Origin of the sequence: Chryseobacterium sp. (genome assembly GCF_045629545.1) — a bacterium.
In the GTDB taxonomy this organism is placed as follows: domain Bacteria; phylum Bacteroidota; class Bacteroidia; order Flavobacteriales; family Weeksellaceae; genus Chryseobacterium.
On record NZ_JAZQRK010000049.1, the window covers coordinates 92,929 to 108,394 of the forward strand.

Annotated in this window: 14 protein-coding genes and 1 pseudogene; 8 read left to right on the forward strand and 7 right to left on the reverse strand. The window is 34.9% G+C overall.

Annotated elements, in window-relative coordinates:
• Window positions 1-5 precede the first annotated feature (5 nt).
• The 6 genes from ACKI42_RS11990 to ACKI42_RS12015 form a co-directional block, all read right to left on the reverse strand.
• On the reverse strand, window positions 6-620 hold the full coding sequence (locus ACKI42_RS11990) for a hypothetical protein (protein ID WP_407405743.1): 615 nt from the start codon (window positions 618-620) through the stop codon (window positions 6-8).
• Window positions 621-786: 166 nt separating this feature from the next.
• Window positions 787-3,639, reverse strand: coding sequence for a fibronectin type III domain-containing protein (locus ACKI42_RS11995; RefSeq protein WP_407405745.1), 2,853 nt, complete (start codon window positions 3,637-3,639; stop codon window positions 787-789).
• Between the two features lie 155 nt (window positions 3,640-3,794).
• Window positions 3,795-4,478: an RluA family pseudouridine synthase gene (locus tag ACKI42_RS12000; RefSeq protein WP_407405747.1), complete on the reverse strand. Its 684-nt coding sequence runs from the start codon at window positions 4,476-4,478 to the stop codon at window positions 3,795-3,797.
• Window positions 4,479-4,481: 3 nt separating this feature from the next.
• The gene (locus ACKI42_RS12005) at window positions 4,482-4,808 is read right to left on the reverse strand and encodes a hypothetical protein (protein ID WP_407405749.1); all 327 of its coding nucleotides are present in this window, start codon (window positions 4,806-4,808) and stop codon (window positions 4,482-4,484) included.
• Window positions 4,808-5,623 (reverse strand): 3-methyl-2-oxobutanoate hydroxymethyltransferase, encoded by an 816-nt coding sequence (gene panB, locus ACKI42_RS12010; protein WP_407405751.1) that lies wholly within the window; start codon window positions 5,621-5,623, stop codon window positions 4,808-4,810. The genes ACKI42_RS12005 and panB overlap by 1 nt, the downstream gene beginning before the upstream one ends.
• Before the next feature lie 66 nt (window positions 5,624-5,689).
• On the reverse strand, window positions 5,690-6,403 hold the full coding sequence (locus tag ACKI42_RS12015) for a Crp/Fnr family transcriptional regulator (RefSeq protein ID WP_407405753.1): 714 nt from the start codon (window positions 6,401-6,403) through the stop codon (window positions 5,690-5,692).
• 90 nt (window positions 6,404-6,493) lie between these two features.
• Here ACKI42_RS12015 and ACKI42_RS12020 point away from each other — a divergent pair, with 90 nt between their 5' ends.
• The 8 genes from ACKI42_RS12020 to ACKI42_RS12055 all read left to right on the forward strand — a co-directional run bounded on the left by ACKI42_RS12020 (window position 6,494) and on the right by ACKI42_RS12055 (window position 15,323).
• Window positions 6,494-8,872 (forward strand): heavy metal translocating P-type ATPase, encoded by a 2,379-nt coding sequence (locus ACKI42_RS12020; protein WP_407405755.1) that lies wholly within the window; start codon window positions 6,494-6,496, stop codon window positions 8,870-8,872.
• 109 nt (window positions 8,873-8,981) lie between these two features.
• Window positions 8,982-9,206 (forward strand): cbb3-type cytochrome oxidase assembly protein CcoS, encoded by a 225-nt coding sequence (gene ccoS, locus ACKI42_RS12025; RefSeq protein ID WP_407405757.1) that lies wholly within the window; start codon window positions 8,982-8,984, stop codon window positions 9,204-9,206.
• Between the two features lie 5 nt (window positions 9,207-9,211).
• A complete protein-coding gene (gene ccoN / locus ACKI42_RS12030) occupies window positions 9,212-11,473 on the forward strand; it encodes a cytochrome-c oxidase, cbb3-type subunit I (RefSeq protein ID WP_407405759.1) in 2,262 nt (753 codons plus the stop codon).
• A gap of 17 nt (window positions 11,474-11,490) precedes the next feature.
• A complete protein-coding gene (locus ACKI42_RS12035; RefSeq protein ID WP_407405761.1) occupies window positions 11,491-11,688 on the forward strand; it encodes a cbb3-type cytochrome oxidase subunit 3 in 198 nt (65 codons plus the stop codon).
• Window positions 11,689-11,698: 10 nt separating this feature from the next.
• Entirely contained in the window at window positions 11,699-12,577 is an 879-nt protein-coding gene (locus tag ACKI42_RS12040; RefSeq protein WP_407405763.1) for a c-type cytochrome, read from the forward strand.
• A gap of 95 nt (window positions 12,578-12,672) precedes the next feature.
• Window positions 12,673-14,127 carry a cytochrome c oxidase accessory protein CcoG gene (gene ccoG / locus ACKI42_RS12045; protein ID WP_407405765.1) on the forward strand — a complete coding sequence of 485 codons (1,455 nt, stop codon included), beginning with the start codon at window positions 12,673-12,675 and terminating at the stop codon, window positions 14,125-14,127.
• 15 nt (window positions 14,128-14,142) lie between these two features.
• Window positions 14,143-14,595: a FixH family protein gene (locus tag ACKI42_RS12050; protein ID WP_407405767.1), complete on the forward strand. Its 453-nt coding sequence runs from the start codon at window positions 14,143-14,145 to the stop codon at window positions 14,593-14,595.
• On the forward strand, window positions 14,586-15,323 hold the full coding sequence (locus ACKI42_RS12055; protein ID WP_407405769.1) for a sulfite exporter TauE/SafE family protein: 738 nt from the start codon (window positions 14,586-14,588) through the stop codon (window positions 15,321-15,323). Before ACKI42_RS12050 ends, ACKI42_RS12055 begins: the two co-directional genes overlap by 10 nt.
• A 19-nt stretch (window positions 15,324-15,342) precedes the next feature.
• On the opposite strand, the pseudogene ACKI42_RS12060 reads toward ACKI42_RS12055, so the two are convergent.
• A pseudogene (locus ACKI42_RS12060) lies at window positions 15,343-15,466 on the reverse strand (IS1595 family transposase); the annotation flags it as partial.

The window sequence follows — 15,466 nt, forward strand, 5'->3', positions numbered from 1 at the left end:
AATTATTATTTTTTCAAAAGTCCTTCTGTCAAGCTTTGCCATTGCATTTTGCTAAGACCAAAGAAGCCACCACTAGCAACTATTTTATTTCTTACACGCTTCCAAATTTGTCCTTTTTTATTATTGGGCAACTCGTTTCTTCCATGGATAGAAAATTGTAAGATACCCGATTTTTCAATTAAAACAAAAGTGTTAGAACTTTCATCCGTCAGAAAGTGTGCCACAGTCTCATTTTTTGCTCCAGGGCAAGGGTAAGGCACCAATTGAAAAACCACCATCTTCTCTTTGGTTGTATAATTTATTTTCAAATTTCGAATTTGAACCCAATCATATCCTTTTTCAAAGAAATTGAACAATCCTGGCACTTTTATTTTTATTAAATCACCATTGCTAGGATCTCTATCTAAAGTATTTCCTTGGCTATCAACGTGTGAAAATTCTGCTTTTTCTTTTCCAGAATAATTTGCCCAATGGTTGATATCAAATAGTCTGTCCTTATAGATTTCAAATGTTACTTTGCTTTTTAGGCTATCATTTATTTCAATGCAATACAAGGAATCACAGAGCTTTCCTTTGTTCTGCTTAGGAATCCATCTCGATACGTCTATTCTCTTAACCATACTCAAATTTACATCTTTATATATAAATTATCAATGTATTATACACTTATTATGATCAAATAATCTTTTTATGGTGATATCTGTATATTTTTTAAATAATATGGAATTAAAACAAAAAAGCGACTCATTTTCATGAGTCGCAATAGTAAAATAAGATAAGGCCAGCTTATTTCTTAATCACCTTATGAGATGAAATAGACCCGTCTTTATAGGTAAGTTGTAAGATATACAGCCCTTCTTTAAGATCAGATAAATTCACAGAATTAGCAGTAACTTCATTTATCTTTCTTATCACTCTACCAGAAATATCCATCACTGACAATGATTTTGCATTAGCAATATCTGATATAGAAATCACATCATGGAAAGGATTAGGATAAACCTTAATTTCGTTCTTCTTTGTTGCCTCAGAAGTTCCTAGACATGCTGCATCTAATGTTGCAGTTACCTGCTGACGTGGAGATTCGCATTTAGCAGAAACTTTCCAATTATAAAGATAATAGTAAAATCCAGTAGTAGTAGTATCTTTCATTGTACATATACCCGAAAGAATATACGGGAAAGAGTAATTAGCCGCACCACTTTCTCTAATGAAATTACCAATTGTGGTAGATTTAGCTGTAACCACAAGTTTATAATCGGTTCCGGCTGGAACAGCAAAATTCAAAGGAACTGCATTATATGCTCCTGTCGGACTAACTGCTACATTCTCTGTTGCAGATGCTAAGGTTGCTCCTCCAGCGTTTCTCAATTCTATGGTAATAGTTCCTGTTGTATTCGAAGCATGCATAGGATACACGTCAACGGTTTCTATCATCATATCCTGATGCGCATCAAAAATCATCCCTAGATTACTTACTCCACTGTTACCTGATGTAGATACAGGAACAGATATCCCCACATATCCTTGTGATCCTACAGATGAGGAAACCCAATAGTTAGTTGTAGCTGTAAGAGCAGGCGTAGTAAAAGTAGTACCTGTTGCTAAAGGGGTGGCAATTGTATTATCTTCATACCAATTGATTGTTGCTCCAGAATCAGTCATTGCACTTAAAGTTGCTGTTTGACCAGAACAAAAAGTTGCGCCCGTTACAGCTGACAATGATGGTGGCTGACAAATAGTATTAAATGATGAACCATCTAGCGACCATGCACTCATTTCAGTAGCAGAACATTTTGATCTTATCCATACAAAATATTGAGTTAAGGGCAGTAGCCCTGTTATTGTTGTTGCAGTAGACATTACTCCTGTAATAGATGGAGATGTAGAAGCTGTAGGTGAAGTATTTGATGTGGAATAATATATCTCATATCCATTGGTTGGAATTGGCGTAGCTGCATTCCAAGCAATGCTGATAGAATTGCTAGTATTTGCAGTTGAAGTAATTCCAGATGGCGCAAAACATGTTGGCACAGCTTCCCAATATAATTCGTCTATATAAAAGTATTTTCCATCATTAGCCGTTCTCAAAGCAAGACGAGCACCTGCTGGAATGGTAACTCCTGCAGGAATTTGATATATTTTCTCATCATTACCTAAACTCCATGCTGTATTAGTAACTAAGATATCACCTAATAAATTGAAGGTAGTCATATCATTACCATTCGTAACATAACCTACTTGTAATGTTCCGGTACCAGCAACGGTAATTCTAGTACGAAAACGTAACCAATGTGTACCCGCATTTAAATTATCTAATTCTGGTAAAACTGCCACTGAAGGGGTATACGTTGACGTGGCACTGGTATACAAATAAATTCCTTTCGCACCAGCTGCTGGTGTTGTTGTAGATGTGGTAAGAGTACCAGGTAATGAGGAACTCACTAATCTATTCCAACACAAAGGCAAGTATGCACCCGTAGTGGAATCCTCAAAGCCAGTATAATAAGAAGATACTGGTCCACAAAGTGTTTCTACTTTCAATGCATCTGTCCATTCGCTTTTTTGCGTTACAGAACATAATGATCTTACATATATATAATACGTCGTTCCCGAGGTAAGAGTAGACAATTGTACAGAATTACCAGATATGTTAGATAGAGATGCTACAGTCGTAGCATCTGGCGCTGTAGCACTCGTACTATAATATACCTCGAAACCCGAAGAAGGCATAGGTGTTGGTGCTTGCCAACTTATTGTCATACCGTTTGTGGTAGGTGTATTACTTGATAACTTGGTGGGACGAAAACACGAAGGCGGAGTCCAAGTATAGGTAAGACCAGAAGAAGGCATACCCGGAGTTGCAGCCGTAGTATTGAAAGCTTGCGTACTCGTTGCTGCAGTCCCTATAGACGAATTACCAAATAGAAGACTTGTTGCATTAAACCTATTATTGTAATCTGCTATTGTTTCTCCTCTTAATCCCATTTGTGCAGTTCCTGAGATAGCACTACTACCTAATGCATAAGATCCATTATCATATACCATATCAATAGTATTTGATGTTTCTTTTAATCGTATCTGAAAAGAGAAAGCATATACATTAGAAATTGATGTAGCATAAATTGGTCTAAAATTTTTCCATTGTATTACGAATTCTCTATTGGGAGCACTACCTACTACATCGGTAGAAATATCACCTGTTTTTCCTCCAATATTGGAGAAACTATTAAGAGATCTTCCCCATGCAGAGATGGCACCATCATATGCCCCGACATAAGATAAAGGTAAAGTTGTAGAATTAAGTGCAGATGTGGCTCCGAACGTAATAAATCCATTAGAAGAAATAACTAAATTGGAATAGTTTTCACCATTAAAATTAAATGCAAAAGGCATTGTTACAGGTATTGGTGCTATATTATAAAGACCAGCTGCAGTAGCTCCCGCAGCAGTGGCAGTAGCCAACACATTTCCTCCTGTAAGAGGGGTAAAGTTTCCTGTAGATTGTGAAAATCCATACGATGATACTTGGGCATTAGCACCATTAGAGCCTAAAAACAGAGCTATTCCTAAGGAAATTTTTTTGAGTCTGCTCCGAAGATTCGTTTCTCTAGAGAATAATTGATAAATTTGCTTCATTTATTATAATTTTAAGCAAATATACAATTATTTTAATTTAATGAAATAATTACGTTATTATATTACCAAATAAACAATATAAATGTAGATTATTGATAATATTTCGCAAATCATATATTTATATTGATTTATTACTAAAATAATACATTTTAGGATTAATTCAATTTTTCACAAGCTTTCCAAATCGCATCATTCTGAGGCACAGGTGCTACAATAGCCATATCTTCTTTAGTGACTGGATGAACAAATTCTAATTTTCTAGCATGCAAATTGATTCCACCATCAGGATTAGACCTTGGCGAACCATATTTTAAATCTCCTTTGATGGGAACTCCCGTTTTTGATAGCTGCGCTCTGATCTGATGATGCCTACCTGTTTCCAAATCTACCTCCAAAAGCATATAGTTTTCTAGAGTTTTGATGATGGTATAAGTAAGAATAGATTCTTTTGCACCTTCGGTTACTTTTGTAAAGATACTCGCCTTGTTATTTTTTTCGTTCTTCTTAAGATAGTGCACCAACCTTTGAGATTTCGGAATCGGCTCTTTAGGAACTACCGCCCAATACGTTTTTTTTACTTCTCTATTTTTCACCATCTGCGTAAGACGAGAAAGTGCCTTGGAGGTTTTGGCATAGATTACCAAACCCGACGTAGGGCGATCTATACGATGGACTAAACCCAGGAACACATTCCCAGGTTTTTCATCTCTTATCTTTATAAAGTTTTTTATAGATTCTAGCAAAGATTCATCTCCTGTTTTGTCTCCTTGCACCAGCTGTCCCACTTTCTTATTGACAACCAAAAGATGATTATCTTCATACACAATTTGTTCTTTCATATATTATTGTCGAGAACCAGATCTGCTCGCAAAAGATATAATCACACCACCCAGAAGACCAATAGTTTTCATAATACCTAGACTAGAATCATAGGGTAAAAAGGCACCAATGATGCATAGTAAAGCAGCACCGTACATAGGATACACAAATTTAGAATTAGGTAATAACGGTGCTTGTAAGATAAAACTTAGTCCGATAAGGATGTAAAAAAGTTTATTAGAAATGAGTTCGTTCATTTCCGGCGAAAATATTTTAAACCATCCAATCATTAGGCAAACTATTGCCAATACCGACACAACCCCTTGTGCTGTTTGTAAATTATTTCTCATTAGTAGCTTTCGTTAGTGTTAGGAAAATTAGCATCTTTTACATCTCTTACATATTGTGATACTGCTCCTGTAATTTCTGTATGTAAATCTAGATATCTTCTAAGAAATTTTGGAGAAAAACCTTTATTCATACCCACCATATCATGATAAACCAAGACCTGACCATCACAATCTTGCCCCGCACCAATACCAATAGTAGGAATGGCAACACTTTCTGATACCTTCTTTGCAAGATTTGCGGGTATCTTCTCTAAAACTAAAGCAAAACAGCCTAGTTCCTCTAACAGTTTGGCATCGCTTATTAGTTTTTCGGCTTCTTCATCTTCTTTAGCCCTTACTTTATAAGTCCCGAATTGATATATAGATTGAGGCGTAAGTCCCAAATGCCCCATTACAGGAATTCCCGCATTAATGATCTTTTCTAAAGATCTAGATATTTCTTTTCCCCCTTCAAGTTTTACGGCATGTGCACCACCTTCTTTCATCATTCTTACAGAAGACTTCAAAGCTTTTTTAGGATTACTCTGGTAAGTCCCGAATGGTAAATCTGCTACCACAAGGGCTCTTTCTACTCCTCTTACTACACATTGCGTATGATAGATCATTTGGTCTAGTGTTATAGGTAAAGTAGTTTCATGTCCTGCCATCACATTTGCAGCAGAATCTCCTACCAATACAGCATCTACTCCACCAGCATCTACCATTTTTGCAGTTGTAAAATCATATGCTGTTAGCATGGTAATTTTTTCCTTATCGAATTTCATTTTTCGTAAGGTTTCAGTAGTAACCCTTTTTATTTCAGAATGTACAGACATAATGTATGTATGATTTTTTAAATTTTAAAAAAGTCGGCATGTGCCGACTTCCATTTTTTTGGTAATTTACAAAACTACGTGACCTAGTTTCATGAGTTTATCGTGGTTCAAAATTTTAATATTACGTCCATCCACCTCAATCAGACTATCTTGTTTAAATTCTGATATCAATCTTATAGCGCTCTCTGTGGCTGTTCCAATAATATTTGCAATCTCCTCTCTTGTCAGAGATATTTTAATAAATCCTTCCGGATCCGTACCCAATTTCTGTTCTAGTAAAATGAGAATTTCTGCTAATCTTTCTCTGACTGTTTTTTGCGCTAAAAAAGTGATCGTATTAGAGGACTCGCCCAATTCGTAAGCAATCTTTTGTAACATCACGAATGATAATTGAGAATCTACCTCCAAAAGATCCATGAAAATTTCTGCGGGCATGAATGTACAATCTATATCTGTCATTGCTTCTGCTTTTGCTTGAAAATTTTCACCACAAAGTAAAGCTCTATATCCTATGATATCTCCCTCTTTTATAAACCTTAAAATCTGATCTTTTCCGAATGCTCCAGACTTCGAAAGTTTAGCTGCACCTTTTTCTAAAAAGTAAACACCTTTTGGTATTTCTCCATCATCGAAAATGATATCATTTTTTTGAAAACTCAACTTCTTTTTAGCTTTGTAATACCTCTCAAAATCAGTACTAGTAAGCCTATCTTTAAATGAATTATCGTTAAAGACCCTAGCAAATCTCTCTTCTATAGCAATTTGTTGTTCCTGCGACATTTTAATATGACATTTATCACAAAAATAGAACATTTTAACCCGATAAACAAAAAAAAATGTTATAATTTTGTAAGTCAATAATTTATGAAGGTGAGCGACTACTGTTTTCATTGTGGACAATACGTTGAAAAGGAAAGGATTCTATTTGATCAGAAGAATTTTTGCTGCAACGGATGCAAATCTGTTTACGAGATTTTAAATATCAATAATCTAAGTAATTTTTACGAATTAAATAAAAAAGCGGGAATCAGACCGAATGACGAAAACTCTTCGCAGTTTGATTATCTCGATGCGCCTGATATATTTAATAAACTAACAGATTTTTCTGAAGGGAAAACCAGCCTTATCACATTCAAAATCCCTGTAATACATTGTTCTTCTTGTATATGGCTGCTCGAAAGTCTACATACCTTGAATGAAAATATTAAATATTCACAGGTAAATTTTACCCGAAAAACCATACAAATCGCTTTTAATCACAACGAATTAAAACTAAGCGAGCTAGCCAATTTCATCACGAATCTAGGTTACAAACCAGCAATTAGTCTGGAAACTGCGGATAAAAACGAGGAAAAACTAGACAAATCCCTACTTATAAAACTTACCGTGGCAGGATTTGCTTTTGGTAATGGGATGTTTTTCGCGCTGCCTGATTATATTGGTGGGGAAGATATTTGGATGCAACACTACAAAGGCTTGTTCAGAACATTGATGTTCCTATTTTCCCTGCCAGTTGTGTTTTATTCAGCTTCAGATTATTACAAATCGGCTTGGTATGGCTTGAAAAATAAGATTGTAAATATTGACGTACCAATTGTTTTAGGTATTTTTGTGCTTTTTGGCAGAAGTATCTATGAAGTTGTAACCGATTATGGTCCAGGATATTTTGATACGCTTTGTGGTCTACTTTTCTTCATGCTCATGGGGAAAATGTTCCAAAAAAGAACCTACAGTTCGCTCTCATATGACAGAGACTACAAATCTTTTTACCCTATTGCGGTAACCAAAGTGGATTTTGGAGGAAAACAAGAAAATATTCTTTTATCTGAAGTCAAAGTAGGCGATAGAATTTTGGTTAGAAACCAAGAAATTATTCCCGTAGATGCTATCTTGATCAATGGAGAAGGGAATATCGATAATGGTTTTATCACCGGAGAGAGCGAAAGCATTAGCAAACAACCTGGCGATAAAATATTTGCTGGTGGTAAACAAGTAGGGTCTTCGCTAGAACTAGAAGTTATCAAAAACGTTGATCAAAGTTACTTAACCCAACTTTGGAACAAAGAAGCATTCAAAAAGCATGAAACTGGCCTAGATACTATTATCAATGATATTAGTAAGTATTTTACTTTCATTATATTGGGTATCGGCTTTGTGGCGGGAATCTATTGGGCATTTATAGATTTAGAAAAAATGTTTCAGGTAATTTCTGCGATACTCATCATAGCTTGCCCTTGCGCATTGGCACTATCTTCCCCATTTACTTTCGGGCATATCATGAGAATTTTGGGTAGAAATAAGTTCTATGTAAAAGACACCATTACTATTGAGAAAATTGCAAAAATCGACTCTATTGTTTTTGATAAAACAGGAACCATCACTCAGCGAAAAAAGACTAATATTAGGTTTGAAGGCACAGAATTATCTGATTTCGACTTAAAAAATATTAAAACCTTACTAAAAAACTCCAATCACCCACTTTCCAAATCTTTGTATGATTTTATAGAAACCGAAGATGGCTACTTTCCTGTAGAACATTTTGTTGAAATCTCCGGAAAAGGATATGAAGCAGATATTAGAGGTGCAAAATATAAAATTGGTTCGGCAAAATACAATAATCAAACTTCAAAAAATTTAGAGACTGCTGTATTTATTAGTAAAAATGATGAATTTTTAGGGAAATATATTTTTAAAAATGAATATCGTGAAAATTTAAAAGACCTTTTCCGTCATCTTAATTTATATAAAATATTCATTTTGAGTGGTGATAATTCTTCGGAAGAAAAACAATTGAAGGAAATTATCCCGAATATTCATGCGATGGCTTTTAATCAAAGTCCAGAAGATAAATTAAATTACATCAAAGATTTACAAGATACAGGATCCAAAGTGATGATGATTGGAGATGGATTGAATGATGCAGGAGCATTGAAACAAAGTAATGTAGGAATAGCCATTTCGGATGACTCTAATTCATTTACACCATCTTCTGATGTTATCATGAATGGTGAAAAAATAGACAAATTGCATCAATATTTAAGGGTCTGCAAAGGATCTATAACTATTGTAAAAATGACCTTTATTATAAGTTTCTTGTATAACATCGTAGGGCTTAGTTTTGCAGTTACTGGACATATGTCTCCGCTATTTGCCGCAATTTTGATGCCACTCAGTTCTATTACCGTTATTTCATTTACCACATTATCGACTTGGATATTGGGTAGGAAACACTTTAAAAAAGCCCAATAGATAACCTTATTTAGACTGATTTTAAATTAATTCTATGCCTAATTTCGTGATTAATGTCATTATTTTTCACTAATTTTGAACCCCGAAAATAGGTTAATTTTGTTGTCGAATGGATATTCTATATTTAATGATCTTATGCAGCGTTTCTTTGGCTGTAGTTTTCTTGGTCGTTTTTATAGTAAACGCTAGAAAAGGGCAGTTTGAGGATGATGAATCCCCAGCTGTGAGGATACTTTTTGATGATGAAGTAAAGGAGAAAAAAGAGTCTGGCAACACAACTGAAAACGATAGTGATATAGGCGAAAATAATAAATTTGTAGAAAAAAGTGAATAGATAATATGGAGACACAAAAGTTTAGTTATGACAACAGTATTGTTCGGGCATTCCTATACGCGACCATAGTTTTTGGGATTATAGGATTCGTGTTTGGGCTTACAGCCGCACTAATGCTATTCTACCCTGAACTTCCTGAATTTTTGTTCGGGACCGATGATACAACTATTAACAGTTTGTCATCTGGGAACATACAGGGGTTGATAAATACGCATGGAGCGTTTGGTTTTGGTAGAATAAGAATGCTGCACACCAATACAGTAATTTGGGCATTTGTATGTAATATCGTTTATACCGGTATTTATTACTCATTACAGAGATTACTTAAAACAAGAATGTATAGCGATACACTTTCTTGGATACATTTTTGGACATGGCAATTTATGATTATTGCTACGTTCATCACCTTCTTTATGGGGATCAACACCTCAAAAGAATATGCAGAGCATGAATGGCCTATCGATATTTTGATAGCATTCTCTTGGATCATTTTTGGAGCTAATATGTTCTTAACAATAGCGAAAAGAAGAGTAAGACATTTATATGTAGCTATTTGGTTCTACATCGGTACTTGGATTGCAGTAGCAATGCTTCACATCTTCAATAACTTAGAAGTACCATTAAGTTTCACTGGATGGAAGTCTTATTCAGCATATGCAGGGGTAAAAGATGCAATTGTACAATGGTGGTATGGCCATAACGCAGTAGCGTTTGTATTAACAACACCTGTCTTAGGTTTGATGTATTACTTCTTACCCAAAGCTGCGGATAGGCCAGTATTCTCATACAAACTTTCGATTATTCACTTCTGGTCATTAATATTCGTATACATCTGGGCTGGTCCTCACCACCTTCAGTATACTGCATTACCAGCATGGGCACAAGCAGTAGGAACAGGTTTCTCTATAATGCTTATTGCACCATCTTGGGGAGGGATGCTAAACGGTCTATTGACACTAAGAGGAGCTTGGGATAAAGTAAGAGAAAATCCTATCTTAAAATTCTTCGTGGTAGCAGTAACTTGTTATGGTATGGCAACTTTCGAAGGACCATTATTAGCAACTAAAAATATCAACAAAATTGGACACTTTACTGATTGGGTAATTGGTCACGTACATTTAGGAGCACTAGGTTGGAATGGATTCATGGCATTTGGTGTTATCTATTATTTAGTTCCAATTATGTGGAGAACCAAAATTTGGTCTGTAAAACTTGCCAATTGGCACTTCTGGTTGGGTACTTTAGGTATTATTTTCTATGCAGTACCATTATACATTGCAGGATTTACGCAAGGTCTAATGTGGAAGCAATTCAACCCAGACGGAACTCTATTATGGAAAAATTGGTTGGATACTGTTACAGCTATTATACCTTACTATAAATTAAGATTTTTAGGAGGAGCATTCTACTTGTCTGGTGGATTATTGATGGTAGTTAACGTGATTGCAACAGTAAGAAAAGGATCTTTCCAAAAAGAAGTACCTGCTGAAGCACCTGCATTAGCCAATATTACTAAAAACAGAAAAGAAGGAGAAGGTACTCACCTTTGGTTAGAAAGAACACCTGTATTATTAGGTATCTTATCTTTTATCACAATATCCATCGGTAGTTCAGTAGAGATCATCCCTACTCTATCGCTTAAAAAAAGTGTACCTACTATCTCTGCTGTGAAGCCTTATTCACCGTTAGAGCTAGAAGGTAGAGATTTATATATCCGTGAAGGATGTAATTCTTGTCACTCTCAAATGATTAGACCATTTAGAGATGAAATTATCAGATTCAACGGTAAAAATGGACAATATTCTAAAGCTGGAGAATTTGTTTATGATAGACCCTTCTTATGGGGATCAAAAAGAACGGGACCAGATTTACATAGGGAAGGTGGTAAAAATCCAAGTTCATGGCACTATAAACATATGTATAACCCGAGATCTACGTCTGCTGGTTCTATAATGCCACGTTACCCATGGTTAATATCTTCTGATTTGGATAGATCTCAGATGGTAGATAAAATTTCTTATATGAAGCAAATTTATGATGTACCTTATACAAAAGCACAAATAGATTCTGCTGATAAATGGGCAGATAATCAAGCTGCAAAAATTGTAAAGGATATCTATACAGAAGCTGCAGACTTAAAAGAAGCGTATGCGAAAAGACCTGCAGGAGAACTTGAGAAGAAAGAGATTATAGCACTTATTGCCTACTTACAAAGGCTAGGTACTGATATCAAAACTACAGAGATAAAAACAGCAAGTAATAACTAAAAATATTAAGATCGCTCATGATACCTCAGAACTTTAAAGATATATTATCCAATACTGAAAATGCAGGTTTTTATCAAACTTTGGCTCTTATTTTCTTTATGATGTTCTTCATAGCATTGTTGATATATGTGTTTAGTAGACCAAAAAAATACTACAACGAAGAAGAACGTGCACCTCTGGGGGATGAAGAGGATGATTTTAATTTAAAAAATTAAACTATTTATTATGAAACAAAGAACACCAGTTTTTGTAAACATTTTAATAATAATAGGACTGCTAACGGTTTTTTATTATTTATTTGTACAAAGCTATCAGTTTTTATCTTCACCTTATTTCTGGGGTACTGTAGTGATAAGTGCAATTCTTGCTTATATCCATAGTGCAATTGGAGATTTGATTGAAAACAATAAATTCAAAAAATTATCTGACGAAGAAAAGAAGGCTTACCTTGCAGAAAAGAAAATACCTTTCTTGACTAGACAATATAATGCAGCCTTCAAAAAGCAATCTGCTACTGAAGAAAAGGATATATTAATTGATCATGGCTTCGATGGAATTATGGAATTGGATAACCAATTACCAAAATGGTGGTTAGGTTTATTTTACTTCGGAACTGTATTTTGTATTGTTTATATCTGTGCCTATTCGTTTACAGACTTTGCTAATCCATTAAAAGAGTATGATGCAGAATACAAGGAACAAACTGCTAGTGTTGCAAAGTACTTAGCTGAGCAACCCCCAGTAACTATAGAGTCTGCTGTGTTCTCTGAAGATAATATAGCAGCAGGTGAGGAGATTTTCAAATCCAACTGTGTCTCTTGTCACTCTGATGGAGGAAAAGGAGGAATCGGACCAAATTTGACTGATAAATTCTGGCACAACCAAGTAGAGAAAACATTATTCAAGAACGTATTCAACATAGTAGATAATGGTATTGCTGGAACTGCAATGCAGGCATGGGGTAAAAATGGAGTTCTTACCGGTACGGATATACAAAATGTAGCAGCATATGTGTACCATATCAATCAGGAGGTTGCTCCAATTACAACAGACAAAGGCGGAGCACCAGCTTATGGTGATGAAGCACATTGGGAGAAACAGTAATTATTTAAATTTAAAATATATGATTAAACATAATTTGTTATTAACTAAAAAATAATAACGAATTATGTTTTTTCTTTTTTATAAACAAAATAAAGATGTCAAATAGAGAAGAACAAACAGCAAGAGGCGGACAAGGGCAAGTTTTGGATCCCGAAACCTACAGAGACTCTATAGGTACTATGGAGCAATCTGGTAAACGAAGGTGGGTGTTTCCTAGAAAACCAAAAGGTAAATATACCAACTATAGAAATTTGGTTGCTTATCTCCTACTTCTTATTTATTTTATAGTTCCTTTTATAAAAATTAATGGAAATCCTTTCCTGATGTTTAATGTTATCGATAGAACCTTTTTCATAGTTGGACAACCATTCTATCCACAAGATTTTTTTATTTTAACTTTAGGGGCTATTGCTTCTCTTTTATTCATTATTATATTTACGATTGCATTCGGAAGAATTTTCTGCGGTTGGATATGCCCTCAGACAATTTTTATGGAATCTATCTTTCGTAAAATTGAATATGCAATAGAAGGAGATCGTAACAAGCAAATGAAGCTCGATCGACAAGAGTGGAATTCCGAAAAAATATGGAAAAGATCTTTGAAATGGTCAATCTATGCGGTAATATCTATAGTTATCACTCACGTTATGTTTATGTATATTGTGGGCTATGAGAAGGTATTACAAATTGTATCAGAGGGTCCGTTTGCTCATACCACCAATTTTATTGTGATGATCTTGTTTACTGCTGCATTTTACTTTGTATTTGCATGGTTCAGAGAACAAGTTTGTACCTTAGTTTGTCCCTATGGTAGACTACAAGGTGTTCTTATAGATAAAGAAACCATTAATGTTTTCTATGATTTCAAAAGAGGGGAAAATAGGTCCAAATGGAAAAAAGGAGAAGATAGAAAAGCCGCTGGCAAAGGAGATTGTATAGATTGTAACCAATGTGTGGTGGTTTGTCCCACAGGAATAGACATCCGTGATGGTCAACAGTTGGAATGTATTAACTGTACAGCTTGTATTGATGCTTGCGACGAGGTTATGGAAAAAGTAGGTCTTCCAAAAGGTTTGGTACGTTATGCTTCCGAAAAAGAAATAGAAGAAAATATACCATACAAATTTACTGGTAGAATGAAAGGTTTTGCTGTTGTGCTGGTTTTATTGGTAAGTTTTCTAGGATTCCTGCTTGGAAATAGAGGCGAGATGGAAGCAAAATTCATCAAACCAGCCGGTAGTACATTTTTCGTTAGAGAAGGACAAATTACAAACACCTACAATTATACTTTTCTTAATAAAACCAATAACAAAAAAATAGTTACAATAAAAGTAATAGAACCCGCAAAAGGGGAAGTAAGCCACAGTGCGTCTAGCAAAATTGTTGTGGAGAGAGATAAAATTACTAAAGGAACAGTAAACATCAGCTTCCCAGAGGATGCAATGAAACTTTCTAAGCAAAATATCACCATCGGCGTCTATAATATAGATGGTAGATTGATAGATTCTTACAAAACTTATTTTGAAGGACCGTTTAAACTACAATTTTAAATAAAAAAGTATAAAATGAAAAATTTCACTTGGGGACATGGTATTGTATTAGCGCTAGCTTCATTCATGATTTTCATCTTATCCATGTTATTTCTTTTTCCAAATGGACAAAAAAATTCTGAGATGGTGACCGAGCATTATTACGAAGAAGAATTAGAATATCAATCTGTAATTGATGCCAAAAAACGTGCTGACAGCTTAGCAGAAAAACCAGCTTATTTACAGGATGCTAGTGGCATGAAAATAACCTTCCCAACCATTTATAATAATGGCAATACCAAAATAAATTTTGTTCTGAATAGATCTGATGATCAAAATTTGGATATCAAAAAAACAGTTCAATTAGATACAAATCATTCTTTCCTTATTCCTGCAAACGTATTGGTGAAAGGAAATTATACACTACGCCTAAATTGGACAAAAGATAAAACAGATTATCGTCTAGATTATGATGTGATATGGAAATAGCACTCGTTTTATCTGCAATTGCATTAGGTTTTGCTTCTGGCTTTCACTGCGTAGGAATGTGCGGACCTATTGCCTTGTCGATGGGATTAACAAAAAAACAAGCTACCAACTTTTACCTACAGAATCTTACCTACCAATTCGGGAGAATTCTCAGTTATTCTTTGTTGGGCGCGGTGCTTGGTATTGTGGGTGAAGGCTTTGAAATGGCTGGCATACAACGTTATCTTACGATTGGCGTTGGTGTATTGCTCATCATTATGGCTCTATTTTCTTTTGGAGGAAAGGATTTTGCTTCTAAAATTCCGTTTTTATCCAAATTTTTATATTTTGTAAAAATGAATTTGGGCAAACTTTTGCAAAAAGCAGATTATCGTTCTAGATTCACTACTGGGATTTTAAATGGCTTTCTACCTTGTGGCATGGTTTATATGGCTCTTACCGCTAGCCTAGCAAGTGGAGGAATATGGCAAGGAGCTTCATATATGGCTTTATTTGGTTTGGGCACACTTCCGTTCATGTTTACGGTAGTTTTGGTCGGAAATCTCATGAATCAAGCTTTTAGGCTAAAAATTTTAAAAGTAATGCCTATCATAATGATAATTTTAGGCGTATTATTTATCGTTAGAGGCTTAGAATTGGGCATTCCATACCTTTCTCCAAAAGCAGAAGCTATGAAAGTATTGCCTAAGGGACAAATGCAAAATCACAATGATATTAATTGTCACTAAGTATTTAATGATTGTCCGTTTATTTACCTAATCCTGTAATATTAGCAATAACGAGCCTATCAAACAATTTTTCTCCAAAATATCTTCTATTCAGCTTATAAACAAACTCATTTAAGTACAATTGAAGATATTTTCTTTTTATT